This is a genomic window from Pedobacter cryoconitis, assembly GCF_014200595.1.
Lineage (GTDB): Bacteria > Bacteroidota > Bacteroidia > Sphingobacteriales > Sphingobacteriaceae > Pedobacter > Pedobacter cryoconitis_C.
Map to the genome: position 1 here is coordinate 1,844,652 of NZ_JACHCG010000001.1, position 19,862 is coordinate 1,864,513.

Annotated in this window: 20 protein-coding genes; 6 read left to right on the forward strand and 14 right to left on the reverse strand. The window is 38.4% G+C overall.

Going from position 1 to position 19,862, the window contains the following annotated elements; translation table 11 throughout:
- Positions 1–13 precede the first annotated feature (13 nt).
- Genes HDE70_RS07595 through HDE70_RS07605 form a run of 3 tightly spaced genes read right to left on the reverse strand, consistent with a single transcriptional unit; the run spans position 14 to position 3,285 of the window.
- Positions 14–349 (reverse strand): cupin domain-containing protein, encoded by a 336-nt coding sequence (locus HDE70_RS07595; protein WP_183869931.1) that lies wholly within the window; start codon positions 347–349, stop codon positions 14–16.
- A 5-nt stretch (positions 350–354) separates the two neighbouring features.
- Complete coding sequence (locus HDE70_RS07600) at positions 355–2,493, reverse strand: heparinase II/III family protein (protein WP_260160116.1); 2,139 nt, start codon at positions 2,491–2,493, stop codon at positions 355–357.
- A gap of 51 nt (positions 2,494–2,544) precedes the next feature.
- Positions 2,545–3,285, reverse strand: coding sequence for a FadR/GntR family transcriptional regulator (locus HDE70_RS07605; RefSeq protein ID WP_183869932.1), 741 nt, complete (start codon positions 3,283–3,285; stop codon positions 2,545–2,547).
- 219 nt (positions 3,286–3,504) lie between these two features.
- Between HDE70_RS07605 and HDE70_RS07610 the strand changes: the two genes are divergently transcribed.
- From HDE70_RS07610 to HDE70_RS07620, 3 genes are all read left to right on the forward strand, one after another.
- Positions 3,505–4,161 carry a MarC family protein gene (locus HDE70_RS07610; RefSeq protein ID WP_221302015.1) on the forward strand — a complete coding sequence of 219 codons (657 nt, stop codon included), beginning with the start codon at positions 3,505–3,507 and terminating at the stop codon, positions 4,159–4,161.
- 86 nt (positions 4,162–4,247) lie between these two features.
- Positions 4,248–4,667: a hypothetical protein gene (locus HDE70_RS07615; protein WP_183869934.1), complete on the forward strand. Its 420-nt coding sequence runs from the start codon at positions 4,248–4,250 to the stop codon at positions 4,665–4,667.
- A 176-nt stretch (positions 4,668–4,843) separates the two neighbouring features.
- Positions 4,844–5,551, forward strand: coding sequence for a hypothetical protein (locus tag HDE70_RS07620; RefSeq protein WP_183869936.1), 708 nt, complete (start codon positions 4,844–4,846; stop codon positions 5,549–5,551).
- 63 nt (positions 5,552–5,614) lie between these two features.
- Here HDE70_RS07620 and HDE70_RS07625 read toward each other — a convergent pair whose 3' ends face one another.
- From HDE70_RS07625 to HDE70_RS07665, 9 genes are all read right to left on the reverse strand, one after another.
- Entirely contained in the window at positions 5,615–8,044 is a 2,430-nt protein-coding gene (locus HDE70_RS07625) for a TonB-dependent receptor domain-containing protein (RefSeq protein ID WP_183889143.1), read from the reverse strand.
- Between the two features lie 104 nt (positions 8,045–8,148).
- Complete coding sequence (locus tag HDE70_RS07630; RefSeq protein ID WP_183889146.1) at positions 8,149–9,546, reverse strand: serine hydrolase; 1,398 nt, start codon at positions 9,544–9,546, stop codon at positions 8,149–8,151.
- A 53-nt stretch (positions 9,547–9,599) separates the two neighbouring features.
- Positions 9,600–10,301: a lycopene cyclase domain-containing protein gene (locus HDE70_RS07635; RefSeq protein ID WP_183869939.1), complete on the reverse strand. Its 702-nt coding sequence runs from the start codon at positions 10,299–10,301 to the stop codon at positions 9,600–9,602.
- On the reverse strand, positions 10,298–10,771 hold the full coding sequence (locus HDE70_RS07640; protein WP_183889148.1) for a sterol desaturase family protein: 474 nt from the start codon (positions 10,769–10,771) through the stop codon (positions 10,298–10,300). Before HDE70_RS07640 ends, HDE70_RS07635 begins: the two co-directional genes overlap by 4 nt.
- Positions 10,768–11,295 (reverse strand): isopentenyl-diphosphate Delta-isomerase, encoded by a 528-nt coding sequence (gene idi / locus HDE70_RS07645; protein ID WP_183889150.1) that lies wholly within the window; start codon positions 11,293–11,295, stop codon positions 10,768–10,770. The genes HDE70_RS07640 and idi overlap by 4 nt, the downstream gene beginning before the upstream one ends.
- On the reverse strand, positions 11,292–11,786 hold the full coding sequence (locus HDE70_RS07650; protein ID WP_183889152.1) for a hypothetical protein: 495 nt from the start codon (positions 11,784–11,786) through the stop codon (positions 11,292–11,294). Before HDE70_RS07650 ends, idi begins: the two co-directional genes overlap by 4 nt.
- A complete protein-coding gene (locus HDE70_RS07655; protein ID WP_183889154.1) occupies positions 11,783–12,619 on the reverse strand; it encodes a phytoene/squalene synthase family protein in 837 nt (278 codons plus the stop codon). Before HDE70_RS07655 ends, HDE70_RS07650 begins: the two co-directional genes overlap by 4 nt.
- Positions 12,616–14,121 carry a phytoene desaturase family protein gene (locus HDE70_RS07660; protein WP_183889156.1) on the reverse strand — a complete coding sequence of 502 codons (1,506 nt, stop codon included), beginning with the start codon at positions 14,119–14,121 and terminating at the stop codon, positions 12,616–12,618. Before HDE70_RS07660 ends, HDE70_RS07655 begins: the two co-directional genes overlap by 4 nt.
- Positions 14,111–15,010: a MerR family transcriptional regulator gene (locus HDE70_RS07665; protein WP_183889158.1), complete on the reverse strand. Its 900-nt coding sequence runs from the start codon at positions 15,008–15,010 to the stop codon at positions 14,111–14,113. Before HDE70_RS07665 ends, HDE70_RS07660 begins: the two co-directional genes overlap by 11 nt.
- Before the next feature lie 140 nt (positions 15,011–15,150).
- Here HDE70_RS07665 and HDE70_RS07670 point away from each other — a divergent pair, with 140 nt between their 5' ends.
- The gene (locus HDE70_RS07670; protein ID WP_183889160.1) at positions 15,151–15,807 is read left to right on the forward strand and encodes a phosphatase PAP2 family protein; all 657 of its coding nucleotides are present in this window, start codon (positions 15,151–15,153) and stop codon (positions 15,805–15,807) included.
- Positions 15,808–15,809: 2 nt separating this feature from the next.
- On the opposite strand, the gene HDE70_RS07675 is transcribed toward HDE70_RS07670, so the two are convergent.
- Positions 15,810–17,168, reverse strand: coding sequence for a Gfo/Idh/MocA family protein (locus HDE70_RS07675; protein ID WP_183869947.1), 1,359 nt, complete (start codon positions 17,166–17,168; stop codon positions 15,810–15,812).
- A gap of 12 nt (positions 17,169–17,180) precedes the next feature.
- A complete protein-coding gene (locus HDE70_RS07680; protein WP_183889162.1) occupies positions 17,181–18,542 on the reverse strand; it encodes a DUF1080 domain-containing protein in 1,362 nt (453 codons plus the stop codon).
- Between the two features lie 453 nt (positions 18,543–18,995).
- Between HDE70_RS07680 and tssD (HDE70_RS07685) the strand changes: the two genes are divergently transcribed.
- Positions 18,996–19,391 carry a type VI secretion system tube protein TssD gene (tssD, locus tag HDE70_RS07685; RefSeq protein WP_068398956.1) on the forward strand — a complete coding sequence of 132 codons (396 nt, stop codon included), beginning with the start codon at positions 18,996–18,998 and terminating at the stop codon, positions 19,389–19,391.
- Positions 19,392–19,429: 38 nt separating this feature from the next.
- Positions 19,430–19,825: a type VI secretion system tube protein TssD gene (gene tssD / locus HDE70_RS07690; RefSeq protein ID WP_041878824.1), complete on the forward strand. Its 396-nt coding sequence runs from the start codon at positions 19,430–19,432 to the stop codon at positions 19,823–19,825.
- The last annotated feature ends 37 nt before the right edge of the window (positions 19,826–19,862 follow it).

Sequence of the window (19,862 nt, forward strand, 5' to 3'; positions counted from 1 at the left end):
TACCTTGTTAAGCCTATAAAAAATCTTCGCGGTGCGGAGAGAATACATCTATCAATATGCCTTCTTCCAGACAAACACAGCCGTGCATTTCGTGTGGAGGTGCATAAAACCCATCACCTTTTTTAAGGATCTTTTTCTTCTCCCCAATACTCATTTCAAAGACCCCGCTATCTACATAAGTCACTTGTGCATGGTGATGCTGGTGTAATTGCCCGATTGCTTCTGCCTCAAATTTTGCCTTAACCAGCATAATCTGATCATTGTAACCAAAAACCTGTCTTTTAACCCCGTTTCCGAGATCCTGCCAAGGCGTTTCTTCTTCTATTTGAAATAAATTGCTCTGTAACATGTTGATTAGTTTAGTTTTATAAAGTTTTCTTTGTTTTTAAAGTTGATCTGGTATTGATATAGTTTTCCCTTCACCTTAAAGGAAACTGAAATCTGTTCCGGCCCGGCAGTTATGATTTTTAAATCACTTACACTACCCGAAGCACCAGAAGTGGTTTCGTCCACTGTATTTGTGCTGCCATGCGTTTCAGTCACTGTAAAAAATGTTTGTGTTTTACTGCCTTTTGAAGAAAGCATAAAAGCTTTGCTCTCCAATAAATTCTGATCCGGATCGTTTGCGCCAAGCGTCAGCAATTTCAGGTTTACAGCTGACTGTGTGGCGAAATTAATCGTATAGAAACGTTTATTGTTTAATAAGGTCAGGTAACCAGTCTTTTCGGGAACGGCCTGCTCAGCATTTAACCAGATGTGCTGATAACCGTATTGCGTGCCCAAAGCTTTAAGCTGATCCGTAAAGGACTTAATTTGGACAGAAGAATCTGTCAGATGTCCTTTATACCAAAATGGGAGGTCATATTGATGAACTTTATCGGCATCTACCCTGAAAACATCAATCACCAAAGATTTTTGAAGCGCTTCCACTTTTAATAAAGCGGTGGTTCTGGTCATTTTTACACCCGGATACGCATTGTTTTCTGCCGCACTGATTACCTTCAGGTTCGCATCATCTTTGAAATAAAGAATTTCTGCCGCAGTTTGCTGCGCGCGATCCGCATTCCCTTTAAAATTCGAGGTTTCATCAACTGTCAGCGTATTATGCGCAACAGTTTGTTTGGCCCACGACTTATTCTCAGGCAGGTAATCCCCACCTTTTTTAGATTCTATGTTGATGAAACGCGCAGAGCCATAGTCAGGAAATACTTCCACATTGTTATCATCATACAATAAGTTAAGCCTGTCAAAGTGCCCGTGACCCATTCCCTGCGAAGTGGCTTTAATTAATACAGCCTGCTGATCCTCATTTGTTCCGGCCCTTAATATTCCAATGCCACCATCTTTACCACTTGCACCATCTGTAATCAGCATCGTTTGGTAAACAAAAGGTTTAGTTTTTCCTGCGGCTACATCGGCAGCAATTTTTAACCCGGCATCAGAAACAATTACCAGTCCTTGTTTATTAACTATATCCAGCAGTTCTGGTTGTGGCTTAATATCTGCGTAAGCGATATCAACTCCGTAAACGAGTTCAGCAGATTCATAAGTTTTTCCTTTTACTGCATCATTAAATGGAAAAAAGGTGCCATCCGTGTAAGTGAGCTGAAGAGAGGTTTCAATTGCTTTATCCAGTAACTGGTCGCGGTATTGAAAGATTTTCAGTGCCGGCTGATAATTGTTAATCGTTTTTGCAAATATCAAAAAAGGAAGAAGCGCATAACGTTGATAATAAGGCCCCTCTGTATAATAGCCCCCGGGAGAAAACAACTGGTCGATCTGCGCAAGATAACCAGCCTTACCATCCTTAGCTGTTCCTTTCAATGCCATTTCTACATAATCAGGCCTGTTGATCACATAACCAGTCATCCCAACGGCAGCTACAGCCCAGGTGGCATGGTTATGGATTTTATTAAAGGTTTCTGCACAATCTTCCGTGAAAAATTTAACTGTTGGTATAAACAAGCCTGTTTCTATTTGTTGACGTTGCGCCGGTGCAATCGCCTCATAAACCAAATCATAACCTTGTATAGTATAGACTTGCCAGACAAAATCATTCAGGCTCTGCCAGAAGATCCTGCCGCCCTGATGGCCTTCTTTCCTTTTAGGGTGAAGCGGCCATTTCTGATATTCTGAAGCATATTTTAATAACAAAGCTTCTACATAGGCTGCATATTTTTTGTCTCCTGACATTTGATAGGCAATTCCGCAATTCAGGATATTGATATAATTCTTTTTATGCTGTTCGTGGGTAGCGCCGCCTCCTGCATCCTTAGGTACAGGTACGTCAACCGGCTCTTTAATGGCTTTGTCTGCATCTGATTTTATCTTCTTGTACGATTTGCCAAGCAGGGGATAGGTTGAAATTCCTTTTCTTAATGCCGTTATATTAGCTTTGGTCAGCATGATAGAAGGATGTTGCTGCGCATGAACAGATAGCCCGGAAATCAGGCAAATCAATCCCATTACCAACTTTTTCAAGTAGTTCATCATATCATTATAAATAATAAATTTTAAGGCTTATGCCATTTCCTGAGCGTAGTTTTAAACGTTGTCCTGTATGATTTTTTGTGCAGCAAACCCAGCTTTACTTAACTGGAACATATCATTTAAATGTGCCGCTACTGCATTTTCTGCGGCATCGATATCCTGATTTTCGATTGCTTTTAAGATTTTTCTATGTTCCTCAATCGCCAGTTTACCTCTGTTATCTCCGCAGATTTTATTCTCTACAATACTTTTAATCAGATCGGGGATTAAAATCAGGATCATAGATTCGATCACAGAATTTTTAGAGGCCTTCGCAATCCGGATATGGAAGATCATATCTTCCTCTACCGCATTCTGATTGGCATTGACTTTAGCTTCATAATCCAGCAGTGCTTCTTTTAAACTTTCCAGATCTTTTTCCGTTCTTCTTTCAGCAGCTAATTTGACCGCATCCAGTTCCAGGTAATACCTGGCTTCCAGCAATGCATTAAAATCTTCTTTATTGAATTTGATGATATCGGTGATGATACTGTCCAGGACTTTAATACTCAGGCCAGCTACATAAGTTCCGCTTTGTGGATTTGTTTTTAACAGGCCATAGAACTCTAATTTCAGAATAGCTTCACGCACATAGCTACGGCCTACACCAAACTTTTCAGCGAGTATTCTTTCGGCAGGTAAGCGGTCACCAGGTTGCAGTTGTCCGGAGGTAATCAGCTGTTTAAGCTGTCCGATTATTTTATCTACAGGAGTTTCAAGTTCGATAGACCTGATGGTTTCTATAAATGACTTCATAAGGATATATTTGGTTTACCAATTATTGGTTCACCAAATCTATAAAATATAATCAGTAATCAAAAATTATTTAAGTATCAGCGCTATGTTGTTGATAATCAGTATTAATTAATTATTATATAAATAATTACCTGAGTGGGGTGATGAAATCTTTGAGAAAAATGCTGATATTTCATATTGTAAATTGATAGTCCACCTAATTGTTTTATAATGCCTCTTTTGTATCACTCATTTTTCCACCTGCTTTTTATTGGTATCATTGCGTTGTTTCCGGTTGTGAATCCGATTGGGTCTTCTTTCATTATCAGCCCCTTTTTTACCGGGCTCAACTCTGCCGAAAAGAGAAAAGCAGTAGGGAAAATTACCTTTTATGCTTTTTCAATCTGTACTGTGTCTTTATTTGCCGGCCAGTGGATCCTGGAATTGTTTGGTATTTCTATTCCGGTTGTTCAACTGGCAGGAGGGATTATGATCTGTAAAATGGGATGGGAAAATCTTTCTTCCGATAAAAAGCAGGGAAATGCTACAGCAGAAACAGAAACTAATTTATCGGGATATAGTAACATTGAAGGTCAACTGTTTTATCCAATTACTTTTCCGGTGACTACTGGCGCGGGTACTATTTCCGTATTATTTACATTAAGTGCTCACAGTATATCATCAGATCGTTCTGACTATTTTATGAATACAGCAGCTATTTTATCTGCCATTATAGTGATGTGTATCCTGATCTATATTTTCTATTTGAATACAAAAAATATTATCCGTTATTTAAGTTCCAATGCAGAGGCAATCTTTAACCGGATTTCTGCATTTCTGATCTTTTGTGTAGGATTGCAAATTGCGATTACCGGAATAAAAAGCCTGATGAGGTAAAATCCCGGGCCTGAGGACATGAACAGGATGGGGGTATTGGCAATTATTGCGTTTAGTCCATACACTCCTAAACACACCTCCGATTCATGAACTTTTTAATTCTTAACATACACAGTCTTAAAATTACTGCGTTTTCCGCGCTGTTCATCTTTATAGGTTCCTGTAAGAAAGAAATGGTAAAACAGCAGGTTTATACTCAGAAAGAAGTAACGATCGAATATAAAATAAGCCCTTATAAAAATGTGATCACAGGTGGTGATATTATTTATACGGATGAAAATGGGGTAGTTACTGTTTCAGATAAAAGAACGCTTCCTTTCTCCCGGAAATTTAAAAGAAATATCAAAAGATCAGCTATTCTATCCTTAGGTATTATCGCGGAATATGCCGGATCAGTGAAGATGGAAATTCTGGTGGATGATAAAGTTGTTTCCACGCTGATTTCCAGCAGTATTTTTAGCAAGAGAGAAATGATCAGCTATACAATTATCTTACCGCAGGAATAATATACTGCTCCATGAGCTGATCTACCTGTGCATGTGCAAAGCCAAATGGTTAATTTAAATCAATAATTCTGAATGTTATTTCAGAATCAAAAGATAAGAAATCCTTTTTGTATAAAACACGATCACCGTAATTATTTAAAAAGTTGACTGGCACTATATTTGTTTAAGCGCAAGATATGTTTATAATCTACGATATTAAGGAAAAAACTCTCAATTCCAGGACAGTTTTAACAGAAATTGATCCATTAACGAGAAGTAAAAGTAATGTTCAGCTGGATGTTTACCAGCAATACATGTCACTTTTCGGACCATTTGGCCCGATAAGTATGCAGCAGGTCAGAGCAATTGATCTTGAACGTCATATTGAAATTCCAAAAAAGGAATGGTCAGAAGAATTAAAATCAGAAGCTCAGAATTTAAAAGCGGATACCCCATTTGCATGGAGGCTTTTCCGGAATATTTATATTATTGCAGGGGTTTTTGTCGCTATGTCTGTAATTGCACCAATTGTGAATAAAAACAGGGCTGAAAAAGCTGCTGTTACCAGTGCAGCAACGGCCGCCTCTCTTGCTGCTGTAGCTCCGGGTGATATACTTAGGGTGTTCTTAATGCCTTCACCGCAGATGACAGAACCGCAGGTTACTTTAATGAAAGTGGTTAGGATTGATGGAGATACTTTGGTTGTAAAAGGTCATAAAGAAGTTAAAAAGGGATTTAGTGCAGAGGACGCATCTGCGCTGGATCATGATGATGTTGCCTTTAATGCGGAAGAAAAGAAATACAGCTTTAGAAATTTCAAGAACAATAAGTTGATTTCAGAATTTCCTGAAGACGCACATAAGAATATCGGAACAGCATTAGACGCTGTAAAATCGGGTTCCTAATGAATAAAAAAATGGTTTACCCCCAAAGGGTAAACCATTTTTTTATAGCCATAAAGGCGCTTATTATTTTCCACCAAGCCTTTTTTGTTCATCATCAAGACTGGTTGACCTGTTTCTTGCAGATTTCACAGTCATCTTTCCAAAGCGATAAGTAAACGTTAATCTTACGCTGGTCGTATTTCCATATTGTTCCAGATTATATACATTTCCTGGTAATGTGCTGAATATTCTGGCTTTTTGTGAATGAAAAATATCACTTACCCCTAATTTCAGGTTACCTGTCTTATTTGGGAAGCTATAACGTAATCCTGCATCAGCATTGTACATGCTTTTAACTTTAAAAGCACCTTCAATTTGTGGTGTACTAAACATTAATCCAGCATCAGCGCTAATAAGCTTACTTAGTGTGAAATTATTCTGAGCATAGAAATTACCACTGAATTGTTTAGAATTCAGGTCAGCTCCGTTTAAATCAGGTGCTTTAATTTGTTTGAAATACCCCAATACGTTATTATTCATACTCCACCATTTGGTAACTGTTACCGGGAAGTTCAACGTTAAAGAAACTACACTTTCTGAGGCAAGGTTCAAGATCGTCTGATACATTGATTTTCTAACCTCGTTTTGCAATAATACTTGTGTAATTACATCTGTAGTACGACTGTAATTCAAAGCAAGGCTATATTTTTGTTTGAACAGGTAGCTGGCTTCCAGATTATTAGAGTACTCTGGTTTTAAATTAGGATTACCCTGATTATAAGTATACTGGTCCAGGAAAAATACAAAAGGGTTTAAGTTCTGATAATTTGGTCTGTTTATTTTTCTGGAATAAGAGAAATTCAAAGTGTTATCCGCATTGATATTCTGACTTAGAGATAAAGAGGGGAACAGATCTGTGTATTTTCTATTGGTTAATTGATTTGTAGTAACTGAGTTTCCTGTAGAATTGGTGTTTTCGGCACGTAATCCTCCTGATAAGGAAGTTTTTCCAAGCGTAACATATAAAGTCGCATAAGCCGCACTAACCCGCTCGTCATATAAGAACCTATTGCTTTTTGTATCGTCAAAGACCCAGCTTCCTTTAATGTCATTCTCATAAACATAGTTGTTGTCACTCTTTACACTGGCGATTTTAGCACCGGCTTCCAGTTTGAACATTTTATTGATAGGCAGGGTATAATCTGCTTTAATAGCTTTGATGTCAATATTGGAAGGTGCAAAATTTCTATAAATCTGACCATCTTTAAAGAAAGTGCCGTTTGGCAGGTAAAAACGGTTAGTGTAGTTCGCATCGTTAGTCCCGTCAAAAGTAGAGTAATCCGCATCTACAGTTATTTCCTGTCCTGCTGTATCTAATATTCCTTTATAGTTAATGTTATAAGAGAAATTCTTGCGGTTAGAAGAATTATAACTTGGTGTTCTTAAAATTGAATCTGTTGCTGCAAATGATGGGCCTATATTTACATTGCTTAAACTCTGCTGATTGTAATTACTGATATTTCCTTTTATCAAAAATCCAATCGTATGTTTTGGTGATAAAAAGAAGTCAGTTCCGATTTTAAAGTTTTGCGAAGAGTAAACAGAAGTATCTTTGTTTCGCTGACTAAAAGCCAATGGATTCGTACCCGGAGTTATCCGGTCAATTTTAAGCGTTTGAAGAGACTTGTTTCTATTATAACCGTAAGAACCAAATACATTAAAGTCCTTTTTACGATAATTAAGGTTTAAAGAGCCATTAGGAAGCAGATATTTGTTGAATCCGGCACCTAGCGCTAAACTTCCGTTAAAGCCTTCTGTCTGGCTTTTTTTGGTTTTGATATTAATAATTCCTCCGGTGCTGTTGGCATCATATCTGGAACCAGGATTGTTAATGATTTCAATGCTCTCTATCTGGTTGCTCTGCATTGATTTCAGCAGGTTTACCACTTCAGTTGAACTCAGGTAAGTTTGTTTACCATCAATAGTAACCAATACATTGCTTTTTCCGGAGAGAGAAATGTTCTCATTGTAATCTACATTCACTCCCGGAGCTTTTTTCAAGACTTCAAGTGCTGTTAAGCCAGCCGCTGATGGTGTAGCATCTACATTAAAGACCAATTTATCAGCTTTGCGTTCCAAAACCGGTTTAGCTGCTGTAATGCTGACTTCGTTCAGATTTTTTGAATTCTCTTTTAGTGTAATGGCAGGAATTAGTAAAGCAGCAGGGCCGCTTAATTGAAAAGGGGCAGTCTTAACTTTGTTATAACTTATGGAAGAAGATACAATGTAATACTTGCCTGGAGCAGCTGTAAAATTAAATTTTCCATCCTGATCAGTCATGGCAGTGGTCACCAGGGATGAATCTTTAGCTGTATAAAGTAAAACTGTTGCAGCAGGCAATGTTTGTTTGCCGTCCATTACTGTGCCGTTAATCTTAACAGTTTGCTGGGCATGCAAGGTATTAGGGAAGGCGTAAAATAAAAATAGGAATGTGGTTAGTAAAAGTGGTTTCATGGTTGTTATTATTTGTAAATAAGATAGCGCGAAGGAGAATAAGTTACAATGAAATGCAATAATTTATGATTTAAAAGGATTTTGCAACTTAATTCAGGATAAAATCAGTGACTTAATTCTGATATAATTTTTTTCCCGTCTGCGTTATCAGGATTTAATACGATTGATTTTTTATAATTCAATAAAGCTTTTTCTTTATCTCCCTGTTTATAATAAGCTTCTCCTAAACTATCGAATACATTACCTGATTCAGGGAAAAGCTGTGTATTATGTTCAAAGACCAGGATGGCATCTGTGAATTTGTTTTGACGTAAAAAGTTATAACCGATCTCATTTAAGGTGCCCTCTTCATCAAAACTGTATTCATCATTATGCGTTTTCTTCATCTTTTCATAGAATGCAATTACCTGTTGGCCATTCATCTGTTCTATCTGGGTACCAAAGTGGCTTAATACTGATTTTTTAATCCGGATATAAGGCTTACCGTCCAGAATGGCCTGAATAGAGGTATTGAAAGTATGTAAATTATTCTGCTGGTTGTTTGTCATCAGAATTACGGTTCTGCCTTTAGGTACAGTACTCACGAGTAAAGCCTGATAATTCCTTGCAGTACCATCGTGTTTGTGGGCGATCACCTGGTTACTGTCCATCATGCCGCCACCTAAACCAGCTTGCTGGCCGGGGCCGGCAGCTTCCAGAATTTGTTTGGTAGAAGCAGGACTGATCAGCTTAAAGTTGGTAAGTGAGTTGCTCCATTTGTAGAAGTCGTCCAGCGTAACTGCAACCCAGCCATTAATCGGGTAGGTGAGTTCATCTTCTGCATGTGTATTGTTATAGGCTTTGGCAATTAATTTATCGGAAGCTACAGGATCTACAATAGCGGTTTTCATTCCGCAAGGTTTTAATAAGTACTTTTCTGTAAAGGCTGCAAATGATAAACCTGTAATCTTTTCAATGATCCTGCGTTGCAGAAACACATTGTTGTTGTTATATGCATACTGACTGCCGGGTTCAAAATCAAGTTTTGTTGTTTTTTTCAGGTCTTCCATGTTATCAGCATTGTTTTTGACTTGTTTCCACTTTACATCCGGAATGCCACTTGTATATTGCAATAAATTGATGATATGGATTTTTGAGGCCCAGGCTGGTAGTTCAGGCAGGTATTTCGAAACCGGATCTTCCAGGCTTAATTTTCCCTGTTCTTTTAAGATCATAATGCCAACAGCATTAAATTCTTTGGCGATAGAGCCAATATGAAAACGGTACTGTTCGGTTAACTTAATTTTGCCAGCTGCATCTGCGAAACCAATAGCATCTTTATAAATCACTTTATTGTTTTCTGCAATTAGGATATTACCGTTAAAAAGGCCGAGGCGATTTGCCTGATGAACAAGGGAATCTAATTGTGCAGATTTACTGTTTTGTGCATTAACTTTTTTGGTCGATACGATCAGCGTGCTGATGGCTATTAAGCTGATTAAAGATTTCTTGAAGGAGATCATGTTTAGGAGTTTGAATATAAGACTCCCAAATAGCTGAATTGTTGCAGCAGTCTTTAAGCTATTTTTGAAACAGAGCGACGGCTAAGCAGGTGCTTATAGCATAATAAGTTGACCAATATGAGTGCCATTCCGTAAAACACATCTTCTACAGGGATGGTTAATATTCTGAAACCAATAATCTGGTTGTTATCATACCAAACTATAGGCGCATCCAGGCCAGTTCCAGTCAATAAACCATTAACGATTAAAAAAGGAAAAAGCAGTACCGTATAAATGATATAGAATTTTGGCAGCCAGCCAATTTTTAAGACATATCTGCTATAGAAGAGCACGGCAGCTAATAACAGAAAAGTGGCTGCCGGATAAATATGACCGCGATATAAAACCGACATCAGTATACAAATCAAAATAAGTGCAGGCGTCAGAATTTTTTCAACGCTGAGCGGAATCGGTTTTTTAATGAACAGATCCAGACAATGAAAAGTAAATACACAGGCGTAGGGGATACAGAAGAAGAATAGAATTTCTTCTATAGGCATATTGCCTGCTGTTAAACCAACCAGATAATCAGGATTAAACCCCCAGACGCCAAGACTGGTAAAATACACATCCCAGAGTAAGAAGATGATTCCGGTTAACAGAACCGCAGGGAAAAAAGCCTTCCAGGTTTTGTAAAAGTTTAGTTTTGGATGAAAAGAATAAATGAAAGGAACACTAATCGTGAAAAAATCAATCAGGAGGTACGTGTACTTCATGCTTCAGTTTTTTTATTGTTCTCAAAGAAATATTTAAACGGGACCCATAACATTCCAAAACACTCTCCATGTTCTTTATTAATATGTTTATGGTGCATTTTATGCGCCCTTCTGATAGCTTTAAAGTACCAGTGATCTGAATTCCTGAATATTTTAAACCGCTGATGGATGAAGATATCATGGATGAAAAAATACGCTGCACCATACAATGTAATTCCTATGCCTATATACAGTGCAACTGTATTTCCGTAAAAAGATCCCATTCCCAGGCAAATAATCCCTGGAATAGCAAAAATCAAAAAGAAAAAATCATTTCTTTCCAAAAAGCCTTCATGATCTTTATGATGGTGGTCACGGTGTAAACTCCAGAACAATCCATGCATAATATATTTGTGTGTAAACCATGCAACTCCTTCCATACCAATAAAAGTTGCTGCTACAATTAGGGTGTTAATTATCCAGTTATTCATAAATTAAACAGTTGATTATAATCACTTTTGACACGTTCGAAGCAAATCTTTAACCAGATGGTATAGTGCTCCGGATTTGTTTTTAACTGAGTTTCCAATGCTTCCAAAGTTACATATTTGAAAGCAGCGACCTCATCAGGATTGGGTACAGGCGTGGTATCACTGATACCAAAATAAACATGATCAAACTCGTTTTCTGAAAGACCATCTTTTAAATCAGCGTAATAGATAAAACTAAACCCAAATTCCAGCTTGCAATCCATGCCCATTTCTTCTTGCAGCCTTCTTTTGGCTCCAGCCTTCGTTTCCTCACCAGGATAAGGGTGACTACAGCATGTATTGCTCCACTGTCCACCTGAATGATATTTATTTAATGCCCTTTGCTGTAACAGGAATTCGCCTTTCTGGTTAAAAATAAATACCGAAAATGCGCGATGAAGCTTTCCACGCTGATGCGCTTCCATTTTCTCCATCAAGCCTGTCATCTGATCGAGCTGATCTACAAGTATTACCTGATCTTTCATTTTTTAAGGTGGTTACGTTCTTTTTCAGTCAGGTGTTTAGAGGCAAACAAATAGTTAATTACCAACTGTTTGAGTGGCTGGTCACGTAGCTGATCCAGATTCTTTATTAATATGTTTTTATCTGCCGTAATCTGGTCATTGTAACCAAGAAAAGAGGGGAGATTCGTTTGAATTGTAAATCTTAAAAACCTGATCTCCAGATTTCCGGGATCAAGGGTAACTGCGTTTTCAATGAATTCCTTACCTTTTTTAAATTTTCTGTATTTTGAAATCGGGCTCATGGTATATTTAGCCTGCATCATTTCGGCGACCCCTTTGTAGCAGATTAAAAGCTCGCTGGATTTATCATCTACTTTGGAAAGCAGTTCCTGAAGTTTGCTCGCTGCTGCTTTATCAGTTGCCGACTGATAATATAAAGCACGCAACTCTGTGATTTCCGGATAAGGTGGAGTTCCAAATATAAACAGAACAAAAAGGGCTAAAATTTTCATATCGCATTCATTTTATAACGAATGATAGAATCACACATCAGGCCAAATTTATGACTGTTAGAAATCCGGATTCTTTTAGACATTACTTTTTCTGCGGTTGCACTTTTAATCTTATTAAACAGCTCCTTATAATAAATGTAAGCGAGATAAACACCGTTTTTGGAAGAAGCGGGTAATTGTTTAATCCCGGCAAGCGCTTGCTTAAATTCCTGTTCTATTTCCTTTTCTATAATTTGCTTTTCGTGATTCGAGAATACGGAAAGGTCAATATTTGGAAAGTAAGTACGGCTCAGGTTAAAGTAATCTGCATTGATATCTCTGAGGAAATTGACTTTCTGGAATGCTGATCCTAACTTCATAGCTGAATCTTTTAGCCGTTCATATTGTACTTTATCGCCTTCTGTAAAAACGTTAAGGCACATTAAGCCAACTACTTCTGCTGAGCCTAAAATGTATTGGTCATACAACTCAGGAGTATATTGCTTTTGATCAAGATCCATCTCCATGCTCTTTAAGAACAGCTCAATCAGTTCTTGGTCAATAGCATATTCGTTCACTACCTGCTGAAAAGAGTTTAATATCGGATTCAGGCTGATTTTATGTTCAATAGCCTCATAACAGTCCTGTCTGAATTTTGCAAGCAGAAACGGTTTGTCAAAATCATGAAAACTATCTACAATTTCGTCGGCAAGGCGTACGAATCCGTAGATTGAATAAATTGGATTGCGTAATTTCTTCCCTAAAAAATAAATGCCTAATGAAAAGCTTGTACTGTAACGTTTGGTTGTGATCTTGCTGCATTCTACAGACAACCGGTCAAATATCTCTTTCATAAGTTTTTATTAAAGTATTTTATCAGTTGACTGGCAGCCACGTGGCCAGAGATAATAGATGGAGGAACGCCTGGCCCGGGTACAGTAAGCTGGCCTGCATAAAACATGTTTTCGACCTTTTTGTTTTTTAATGAAGGTTTGAGATTGGCAGTCTGCATTAATGTGTTTGCTAAACCATAAGCATTGCCCTTATAAGAGTTATAATCCAGTTTAAAATCTGCTACACAATAACTGCTCTTATAATCCAGGTGTTTACGGATTTCAACGCCGGTATAACTTTCCAGACGGTTCATGATCAGCTCAAAATATTGTTCCCTTAGTATTGCTGTGTCTTCCATATTTGTTGCCAGTGGCATTAACACAAACAGATTCTCATGTCCATCGGGTGCTACGGCAGGGTCAGTTCTGGATGGACAGCAGACATAAAACAAGGGTTTAGAAGGCCATTGTGGTTCTTTGTAAATTTCAATAGCATGTTGTTTCAGGTCTTCATCAAAGAATAAGGTGTGGTGACCCAGACGTTCTGTTTTCCTGGTTACGCCCAGATAGAAGATCAGGCAGGAGGGAGCCAGAACACGTTTGTCCCAATATTTCTCCGGGTAATTTCTATAATTTTCGCCAAGCAGCTTTTCTTCTACGTGATGATAATCGGCAGCAGCAATATAACCGTCATAGACTTTTGTCTGTTTGGAAGAGCTCAGGCTTTGAATTTGTTTTCCTTCGATTTTTAAGGCAGAAACGGATTCTCCTAAATGGAATTTTACACCGTTCTTTTCAGCTACTGTTTTCATGGCCTCAATCACTTTTCCAAATCCACCTTTAGGATACCATGTGCCCAGTTTTAAACCTGCATAATTCATTAAACTGTATAACGCAGGCGTATCTTCGGGCGTTGCACCCAGAAATAAAACTGGAAATTCCATCAATGCAATGAGTTTCGGATGCTTAAAATACTTTTTAACGTGGCTACTAAAAGAAGTGAATACTTGTAATTTAAATACACCTTTAATGAGATCCATATCCGCGAACTCCAATAAAGACAGACCCGGTTTATAAACTAGTTTTTCAATTCCGGTTTTATATTTATAGGCTGCTTCTTCCAGAAATTGCTGAAGTTTTAAAGCACTTCCTGGCTCAATCGCTTCAAAAGTATCACAGAGTGCGTTGAAATCTGCCGGGATATCGAGGACGTCGTTTTGACCATATACAACAGAAAAACCGGGATCTAAAAGCTCCAGTTCGTAAAAATCTTTAGCCTGATAACCAAAATCGTTAAAGAATTTCTCAAAGACATCCGGCATCCAGTACCAGCTCGGCCCCATATCAAACACATAACCGTTTTCAGTTTCCATTTGCCTCGCCCGGCCACCAACAGTACTGTTTTTTTCATATACATCAACTTCATAACCATTTTTGGCCAGGTAAGCTGCTGCACTGATGCCAGCAAATCCGGCGCCTATAACTGCTATTTTGGGTAAAGATTGTGCTGCTTTAGTTGGCATTTAAGACGTTTTTGATAGTGTGTTCAAATTCATTAATAGATTGAAACCAATTTACATTTTTGCCCAGTTTCAATTCACTGATCAATTTTCCGTTACCTGCGAGATGAATTCTGTTTTCAGGATAAGCGGTACTTAATTCGCTGAGATAATCATTTGCTGTTTCTAATGGCTGGCTGCGCACCATAAACAATAACATATGTTTGACTTGCTTGTTTTGCATCGCGTCTTTTACAGAGTCCAATGGAACTCTGCCCCCGAGATAAATTACTTTTTGCCCGGCTTGTTTAAGGATGTAATTGGCAAACAAGAGTCCGATATCGTGACCTTCGGCTTCCGGTAAAAATAACAGCCATGATGATTTTACTTCGTTCACCGCAGGCAGGTCATTAATGGCAGCATAGAGCTTTTGCCTGACCAGATTGGATAAAAAATGTTCTTGCGCAGGACAGATATCATCTTTCCTCCACATGAGCCCTAGTCTTACTAACAGGGGATAAATTACCTGTTTATAAGTGGTGATCATTCCATTATCGTGAATACATTTATTGATGAGCTCATCAAATCCGGACTCATCATAAACTAAACCGTATTTTAAAAGCTGGGAGGTGTAGTATTCAAAATGTGCATCGTTTGAAACCGTCTGGTCTATTTCCTTTTTAAGAAAATCATTCATCTCTTTTTCGGAGAGGGCACAGACTTGTGATATTTTCAGACCAGTCTGACTAATACTTACAATATTCAGCAATCTTCTCAGATGATCATCATTGTACATGCGTGTATTTCCTGCTGAACGCATGGGTTCCAGTGCATTATACCTGCGTTCCCAGATTCTGATCGTGTGGACTTGTACGCCCGATAGTTGTTCAAGATCAGAAATGGAGTAATTCATTATGTTTGTCTAGATTTATTTTGTTAAATCTAGACAAACATAATGAATTTTAATATCATTCTAATTGAATAAGTAATGAATGGTAACAAAATAGATTCAAAGCCAGTAGGGGTATACTGTGATGAAAGCGTCTACACTACATGATATGGAAAGCTGTAAGACATTGCCCTTTATTTTTCATTGTTCTGGTTTCCTTATTGATCATTGGGTTGACTTCATGTATTTTAACTTCTAAACTGAACAGTTTTACTTTTCTTAATTTCTACCATTGTCCGTTTCTGGATCTGTTTTTTTCCTATTATACGTTTATGGGGGATGGCATCATGTGTCTCCTCACCAGCATTGTGTTGTTCTTTCTAAAGAAGAAGAAGCTGGCTTTAGCTTTATTACTGGCATTTTTAAGCTCTGGAATTATTGTTCAGATTTTAAAGAAATTGCTTAATGAACCCAGGCCGTCCCTTTATTTTGAGCAGATAGGGTTTAAATATTCCTATTTCATTAATGGGATACAGAAATTGCATTCTGCATCTTTTCCTTCTGGCCATTCTGCTTCTGCTTTTGCTATGTGTATTGTGATTGCATTGTATTTTAAAGATAAACGAGTGAGTGTTTTGTGTTTATTGCTGGCTTTATTTGCAAGTTATTCCAGAATTTATCTTGCACACCATTTTTTACCTGATGTTATGGTTGGTGCATTGATTGGTTCTGTATCCGGATTATTAACATATTACTTTGTCTGGCGGTCTGCGGGCTTGTATACCAATGTAAATACTGATTTTAAAGGGGTAATGAAATAATTCTAATATTTAAAAACTTTACCATCCACCATAACTTCCTGTGTTGCTTCATCAAACACAGCCTTTTTTCCTGTTCTGACGGCTGCATTGGTCATAATATTGGCTATAGAATGATAATAACCCACTTCTACGGGAGCATGCGTCTCTTGACGTGACCTGATACATTCCATCCAGTTCCGCATATGCGCAGAAGTTAATTTATCACCTCCGGTATTTGCAGACGCAGCTACTTTTTCTGTTTGGTTAGTTAGCTTCAGGTCAGGCAACAGGTTCGGCTGCATATGCATTGCGCTTGCTGCATCGGCTTTAAGCCCGCCTTTAGCAGAAACCATATTCGTATTCAGGTTCAGTTCACCACCATTGGAGTAATAAATTTCCGCTGGGTTTTCATCACCATTATGCATGCGGGAGGTAAAGACTACCTGAAAACCGTTCTCCGGATTATTCTGCTGACCATAATCAAATACTGCTGTAGTGGTGTCCCAGTTCCGTCGCCCATCTTTCCATTGATAGATTCCACCGTTGGCAACTACACTACGCGGATGTTTTAATCCTGTAAACCAATGCACTGTGTCAATTTGATGCGACATCCATTGTCCGGGCATGCCCGATGAATATGGCCAGAATAAACGATATTCCAGGTATATACGCGGATCCCATTCTTCAAAGGGCCTGTTGATTAAAAAACGTTTCCAATCCGTATCCTCTTGTTTTAATCTGGCTACTAATTCTGGTCTGCGCCAGCGTCCGGGTTGATTTACATTCCAGCTGAGTTCTACCATCGTAATATCGCCGAACTTGCCGGATTTAATAAATTGTCCGGCCGCTATATAATTGTCACCGCTTCGCCTTTGTGAACCAATCTGAAGAATTTGATTGGATGCTTTTACGGCTTTTAAAGCTGCACGGGCATCAGACATCGTTTCTGCAAAAGGCTTTTCACAATAGACATCACATTTGGCATTGATGGCTTCTATCGCATGTACAGCATGCTGAAAATCGGCCGTGCTCACAATAACAGCGTCCAGATCTTTTAGCTGATATAATTCATCGTTGTTGCGACAGGCTGTAATATCATGTCCTAATTTGGTTTTTAAAAAGTTTTCCCCTAATCCTCTGCGATAGTTCCAGAGATCGGACACGGCAACAATATCAAAGTTCAGTTCCTTGTAATGGTTGAGAAAGCTGGGGAAGAGTGAAGTGGCAAACCGGTCTGAAAAACCGACTACACCGACTCTGACACGCTCATTCGCGCCGATAATATTTCCATAACTTTTAGCCGATAAGCCCATAGTGCCCATGTAGGTTCCAGCGGCAGCAATTGCAGTTTGTTTGATAAATTTTCTTCTTGATGATAACATAGCTGGCGGGATTTAAAGTTGTTTTAATTTGATACTTCTAAAAAATACCTGATCACCGTGATCCTGTAACAGGATATGTCCTTTTGGAGCCATCCCGAAGTTTTTCCAGTCTTTATATTTACTATCTGCTACCAAAGCGAGGAATTCTGCCGATCCTCTTACGTATTCCAGGATCTTATAGCCATTTAGCCAATATTCTATTTTATTATCTGGATAGACTCTGATTAATCCGCTGTTCCATTCACCGATTTTTCGCTGTGCGTTAGGAATTTTTTTACTGGTAATCAGATCATACAAAGAACCCAATGTCCTGTTGCCATTTTTTCCCAATTTCGCATCCGGATGTCTTTCATCATCCAATATCTGATATTCAGGGCCAATTGCAGAGCCTTTATTTCCTTCGGTAAGCGTCACAAAATATTTAACACCGCTATTTGCACCTTCAGTTAGCTTAAAATCGAATTTCATTTCAAAAGCACCATATTGTTTTTCGGTTACGATATCACCACCGTTTGTAGATTCTGCACCATTAGATTTCTGAACACTCAGTTCTCCGTCTTTAATGATCCAGCCACTTTCAGGGAAGGTTGTTTTATAAGCGCCGCGCCAGCCTTTGGTCGTTTTTCCGTCCCACAGTAAGCTATAGCCTGCTGCTTTTTCCTGGGGACTCACTGTATTGGGTACGAGATTGACGACATAAATATTATCCGCTTTTGAAGGTTTCAGCTGTTCAGTCTGTATACGGATATTGCGCCAGTGGATTTGTTTGCCGGGCTGATCATCTTTGCCAATTGCATGTACTTGCAGGGCGATAAATCCAGCAGGGGTCAGCGCGTCCACTACGTTGGCAGTCGGAACACCGTTGATCCAGGTACGGATAGAATTTCCAATACATTCTATGCGGTATTTGTTCCACTGGTCATTTTTAAAGGCTTGTTCTCCTTTCGGGTTAATATCCAGCGGATATAACCAGCCTCTTCTTGCTTCATCATAAATACCTCCGGAAAACTTACGGTCGGAGGGATCAACTTCTACCTGATAACCATGTACTCTTCCATTTTGATAATCAGCATTGCTTTCACTTCGTATTTGCACGCCGGAATTCATGGAATTATCTACTTTCAATTCCAGTTCGAGAATAAAGTCACCGTAGCTTTTTGTAGTGGCGAGAAAGGAATTTGGTGTATTGGAAACTGTCGTCCCTATAATCTCGTTATTAATTACTTCGTATCTGGCTTGTCCGTTAAGTTGTTTCCAGCCTTTGAGATCTTTTCCATTAAATAGATTCTGCCATTTCTGATTTTGTGCCTGGAGGGTTGAGGGCAGGCTGATGAATAATAAACCTGCGAGGGTTAAGAGGTGCTTTGTTTTCATATTTGGTTAGTAGGTTGAGGTTAGCGTTGTCGAATTAGCTAATCTAATATAGTATAATGATATGGAAGATTGAAACTATAAGGTTATAACAACTTATTGATATTTAAAGGTATAAAGGGGTTCTGAGTGTATTAAATACACGTTTTCATTGCTGATATTTTCTTTGTAAAAATTTGGTTATACGCTAAAAGAAAATGCTATGTCTGAATAACTACTTTTGTATGTAAAATGGAACGTACTATAAAACAGACGTTTGCGGTGACATGTTAAGTATTTGTAGCAAGAGGTTTAATAATTACAATGTTTTTTGCTTTTAAGTTTAAGCCCTGACGGTGTTAAAAACCGAGATTTTTCTATGTTTACACTTGTATGCTATTGATTACTAGTTGTTAATGGCAGAATTTTTGACGTAATTGTGGTAGTTAATATTTTACAACCCTAAAACAAAAAGTTATGGCTTTCAAAGCAAGATTAAACTTTTCGGGCAAGGAGTACGATGTGCTTCACTGTGCCTATTCTCTAAACCGTGATGTAGATGCAAAAGGAAGACCCTCTTCCGGAGTGTATGGTGGAACGATCGATATCGAACTCGAATCTACCGAAGACACCTCTGTCATCGAAGCAATGGTAAACAACCAGTACAAACCTTTAGCTGGCACGCTGCTGATTAAAAAATCAGAAGAAGATGCCAAGATGAAGGAAGTTCATTTTGAAGACGGGTATATTGTGAAATATACCGAAGGAATCAACATCACCGGAGATAATCCGATGACCTTGAAATTCCAGATCTCTGCACGTAAACTAAAAGCAGGGAATGCCGAACATGTTAATGATTGGCCAAAAGCGTAATTCAAATTCAGGAAGTTTAACATTTAAAAAAAATTATCATGGCATTTAAAACCAGGTTGACTCTAGGGTCGAAAGAATTCGATGTGCTGCAATGCAGCTATTCATTAAACAGAGATGTGGACGCAAAGGGACGTCCGTCATCAGGAGTTTATGGTGGAACTATTCATTTAGAAATTGAATCTACTGAAGATACTTCAGTAATTGAGTCTATGGTGAATAACCAGTATAAGCCACAAGCAGGAACAATTGTATTCAAAAAGGGTGAAGAAGATGCAAAAATGAAAGAATTGCATTTCGAAGATGGTTACATCATCCAGTACAATGAAGGGATTGCAGTGAACGACAATACTCCAATGACTTTGAGCTTTGTAGTATCTGCGCGTAAACTTAAGATTGGTAATGCTGAGCATACCAACGACTGGCCAAAAGCTTAGTTAGCACAATCTACCTCTGTATCTGTAGGAAGCCGGG

Coding starts and splice junctions, on each gene's coding strand:
- idi (WP_183889150.1), bottom strand. CDS start 11,295: ATGAAAGATCAGGTAATACTTGTAGATCAGCTCGATCAGATGACAGGC.
- HDE70_RS07635 (WP_183869939.1), bottom strand. CDS start 10,301: ATGAAGTACACGTACCTCCTGATTGATTTTTTCACGATTAGTGTTCCT.
- tssD (WP_041878824.1), top strand. CDS start 19,430: ATGGCATTTAAAACCAGGTTGACTCTAGGGTCGAAAGAATTCGATGTG.
- HDE70_RS07675 (WP_183869947.1), bottom strand. CDS start 17,168: ATGTTATCATCAAGAAGAAAATTTATCAAACAAACTGCAATTGCTGCC.
- HDE70_RS07630 (WP_183889146.1), bottom strand. CDS start 9,546: ATGATCTCCTTCAAGAAATCTTTAATCAGCTTAATAGCCATCAGCACG.
- HDE70_RS07665 (WP_183889158.1), bottom strand. CDS start 15,010: ATGAATTACTCCATTTCTGATCTTGAACAACTATCGGGCGTACAAGTC.
- HDE70_RS07655 (WP_183889154.1), bottom strand. CDS start 12,619: ATGAAAGAGATATTTGACCGGTTGTCTGTAGAATGCAGCAAGATCACA.
- tssD (WP_068398956.1), top strand. CDS start 18,996: ATGGCTTTCAAAGCAAGATTAAACTTTTCGGGCAAGGAGTACGATGTG.
- HDE70_RS07625 (WP_183889143.1), bottom strand. CDS start 8,044: ATGAAACCACTTTTACTAACCACATTCCTATTTTTATTTTACGCCTTC.
- HDE70_RS07605 (WP_183869932.1), bottom strand. CDS start 3,285: ATGAAGTCATTTATAGAAACCATCAGGTCTATCGAACTTGAAACTCCT.
- HDE70_RS07680 (WP_183889162.1), bottom strand. CDS start 18,542: ATGAAAACAAAGCACCTCTTAACCCTCGCAGGTTTATTATTCATCAGC.
- HDE70_RS07640 (WP_183889148.1), bottom strand. CDS start 10,771: ATGAATAACTGGATAATTAACACCCTAATTGTAGCAGCAACTTTTATT.
- HDE70_RS07615 (WP_183869934.1), top strand. CDS start 4,248: ATGAACTTTTTAATTCTTAACATACACAGTCTTAAAATTACTGCGTTT.
- HDE70_RS07670 (WP_183889160.1), top strand. CDS start 15,151: ATGATATGGAAAGCTGTAAGACATTGCCCTTTATTTTTCATTGTTCTG.
- HDE70_RS07650 (WP_183889152.1), bottom strand. CDS start 11,786: ATGAAAATTTTAGCCCTTTTTGTTCTGTTTATATTTGGAACTCCACCT.
- HDE70_RS07595 (WP_183869931.1), bottom strand. CDS start 349: ATGTTACAGAGCAATTTATTTCAAATAGAAGAAGAAACGCCTTGGCAG.
- HDE70_RS07600 (WP_260160116.1), bottom strand. CDS start 2,493: ATGATGAACTACTTGAAAAAGTTGGTAATGGGATTGATTTGCCTGATT.
- HDE70_RS07620 (WP_183869936.1), top strand. CDS start 4,844: ATGTTTATAATCTACGATATTAAGGAAAAAACTCTCAATTCCAGGACA.
- HDE70_RS07660 (WP_183889156.1), bottom strand. CDS start 14,121: ATGCCAACTAAAGCAGCACAATCTTTACCCAAAATAGCAGTTATAGGC.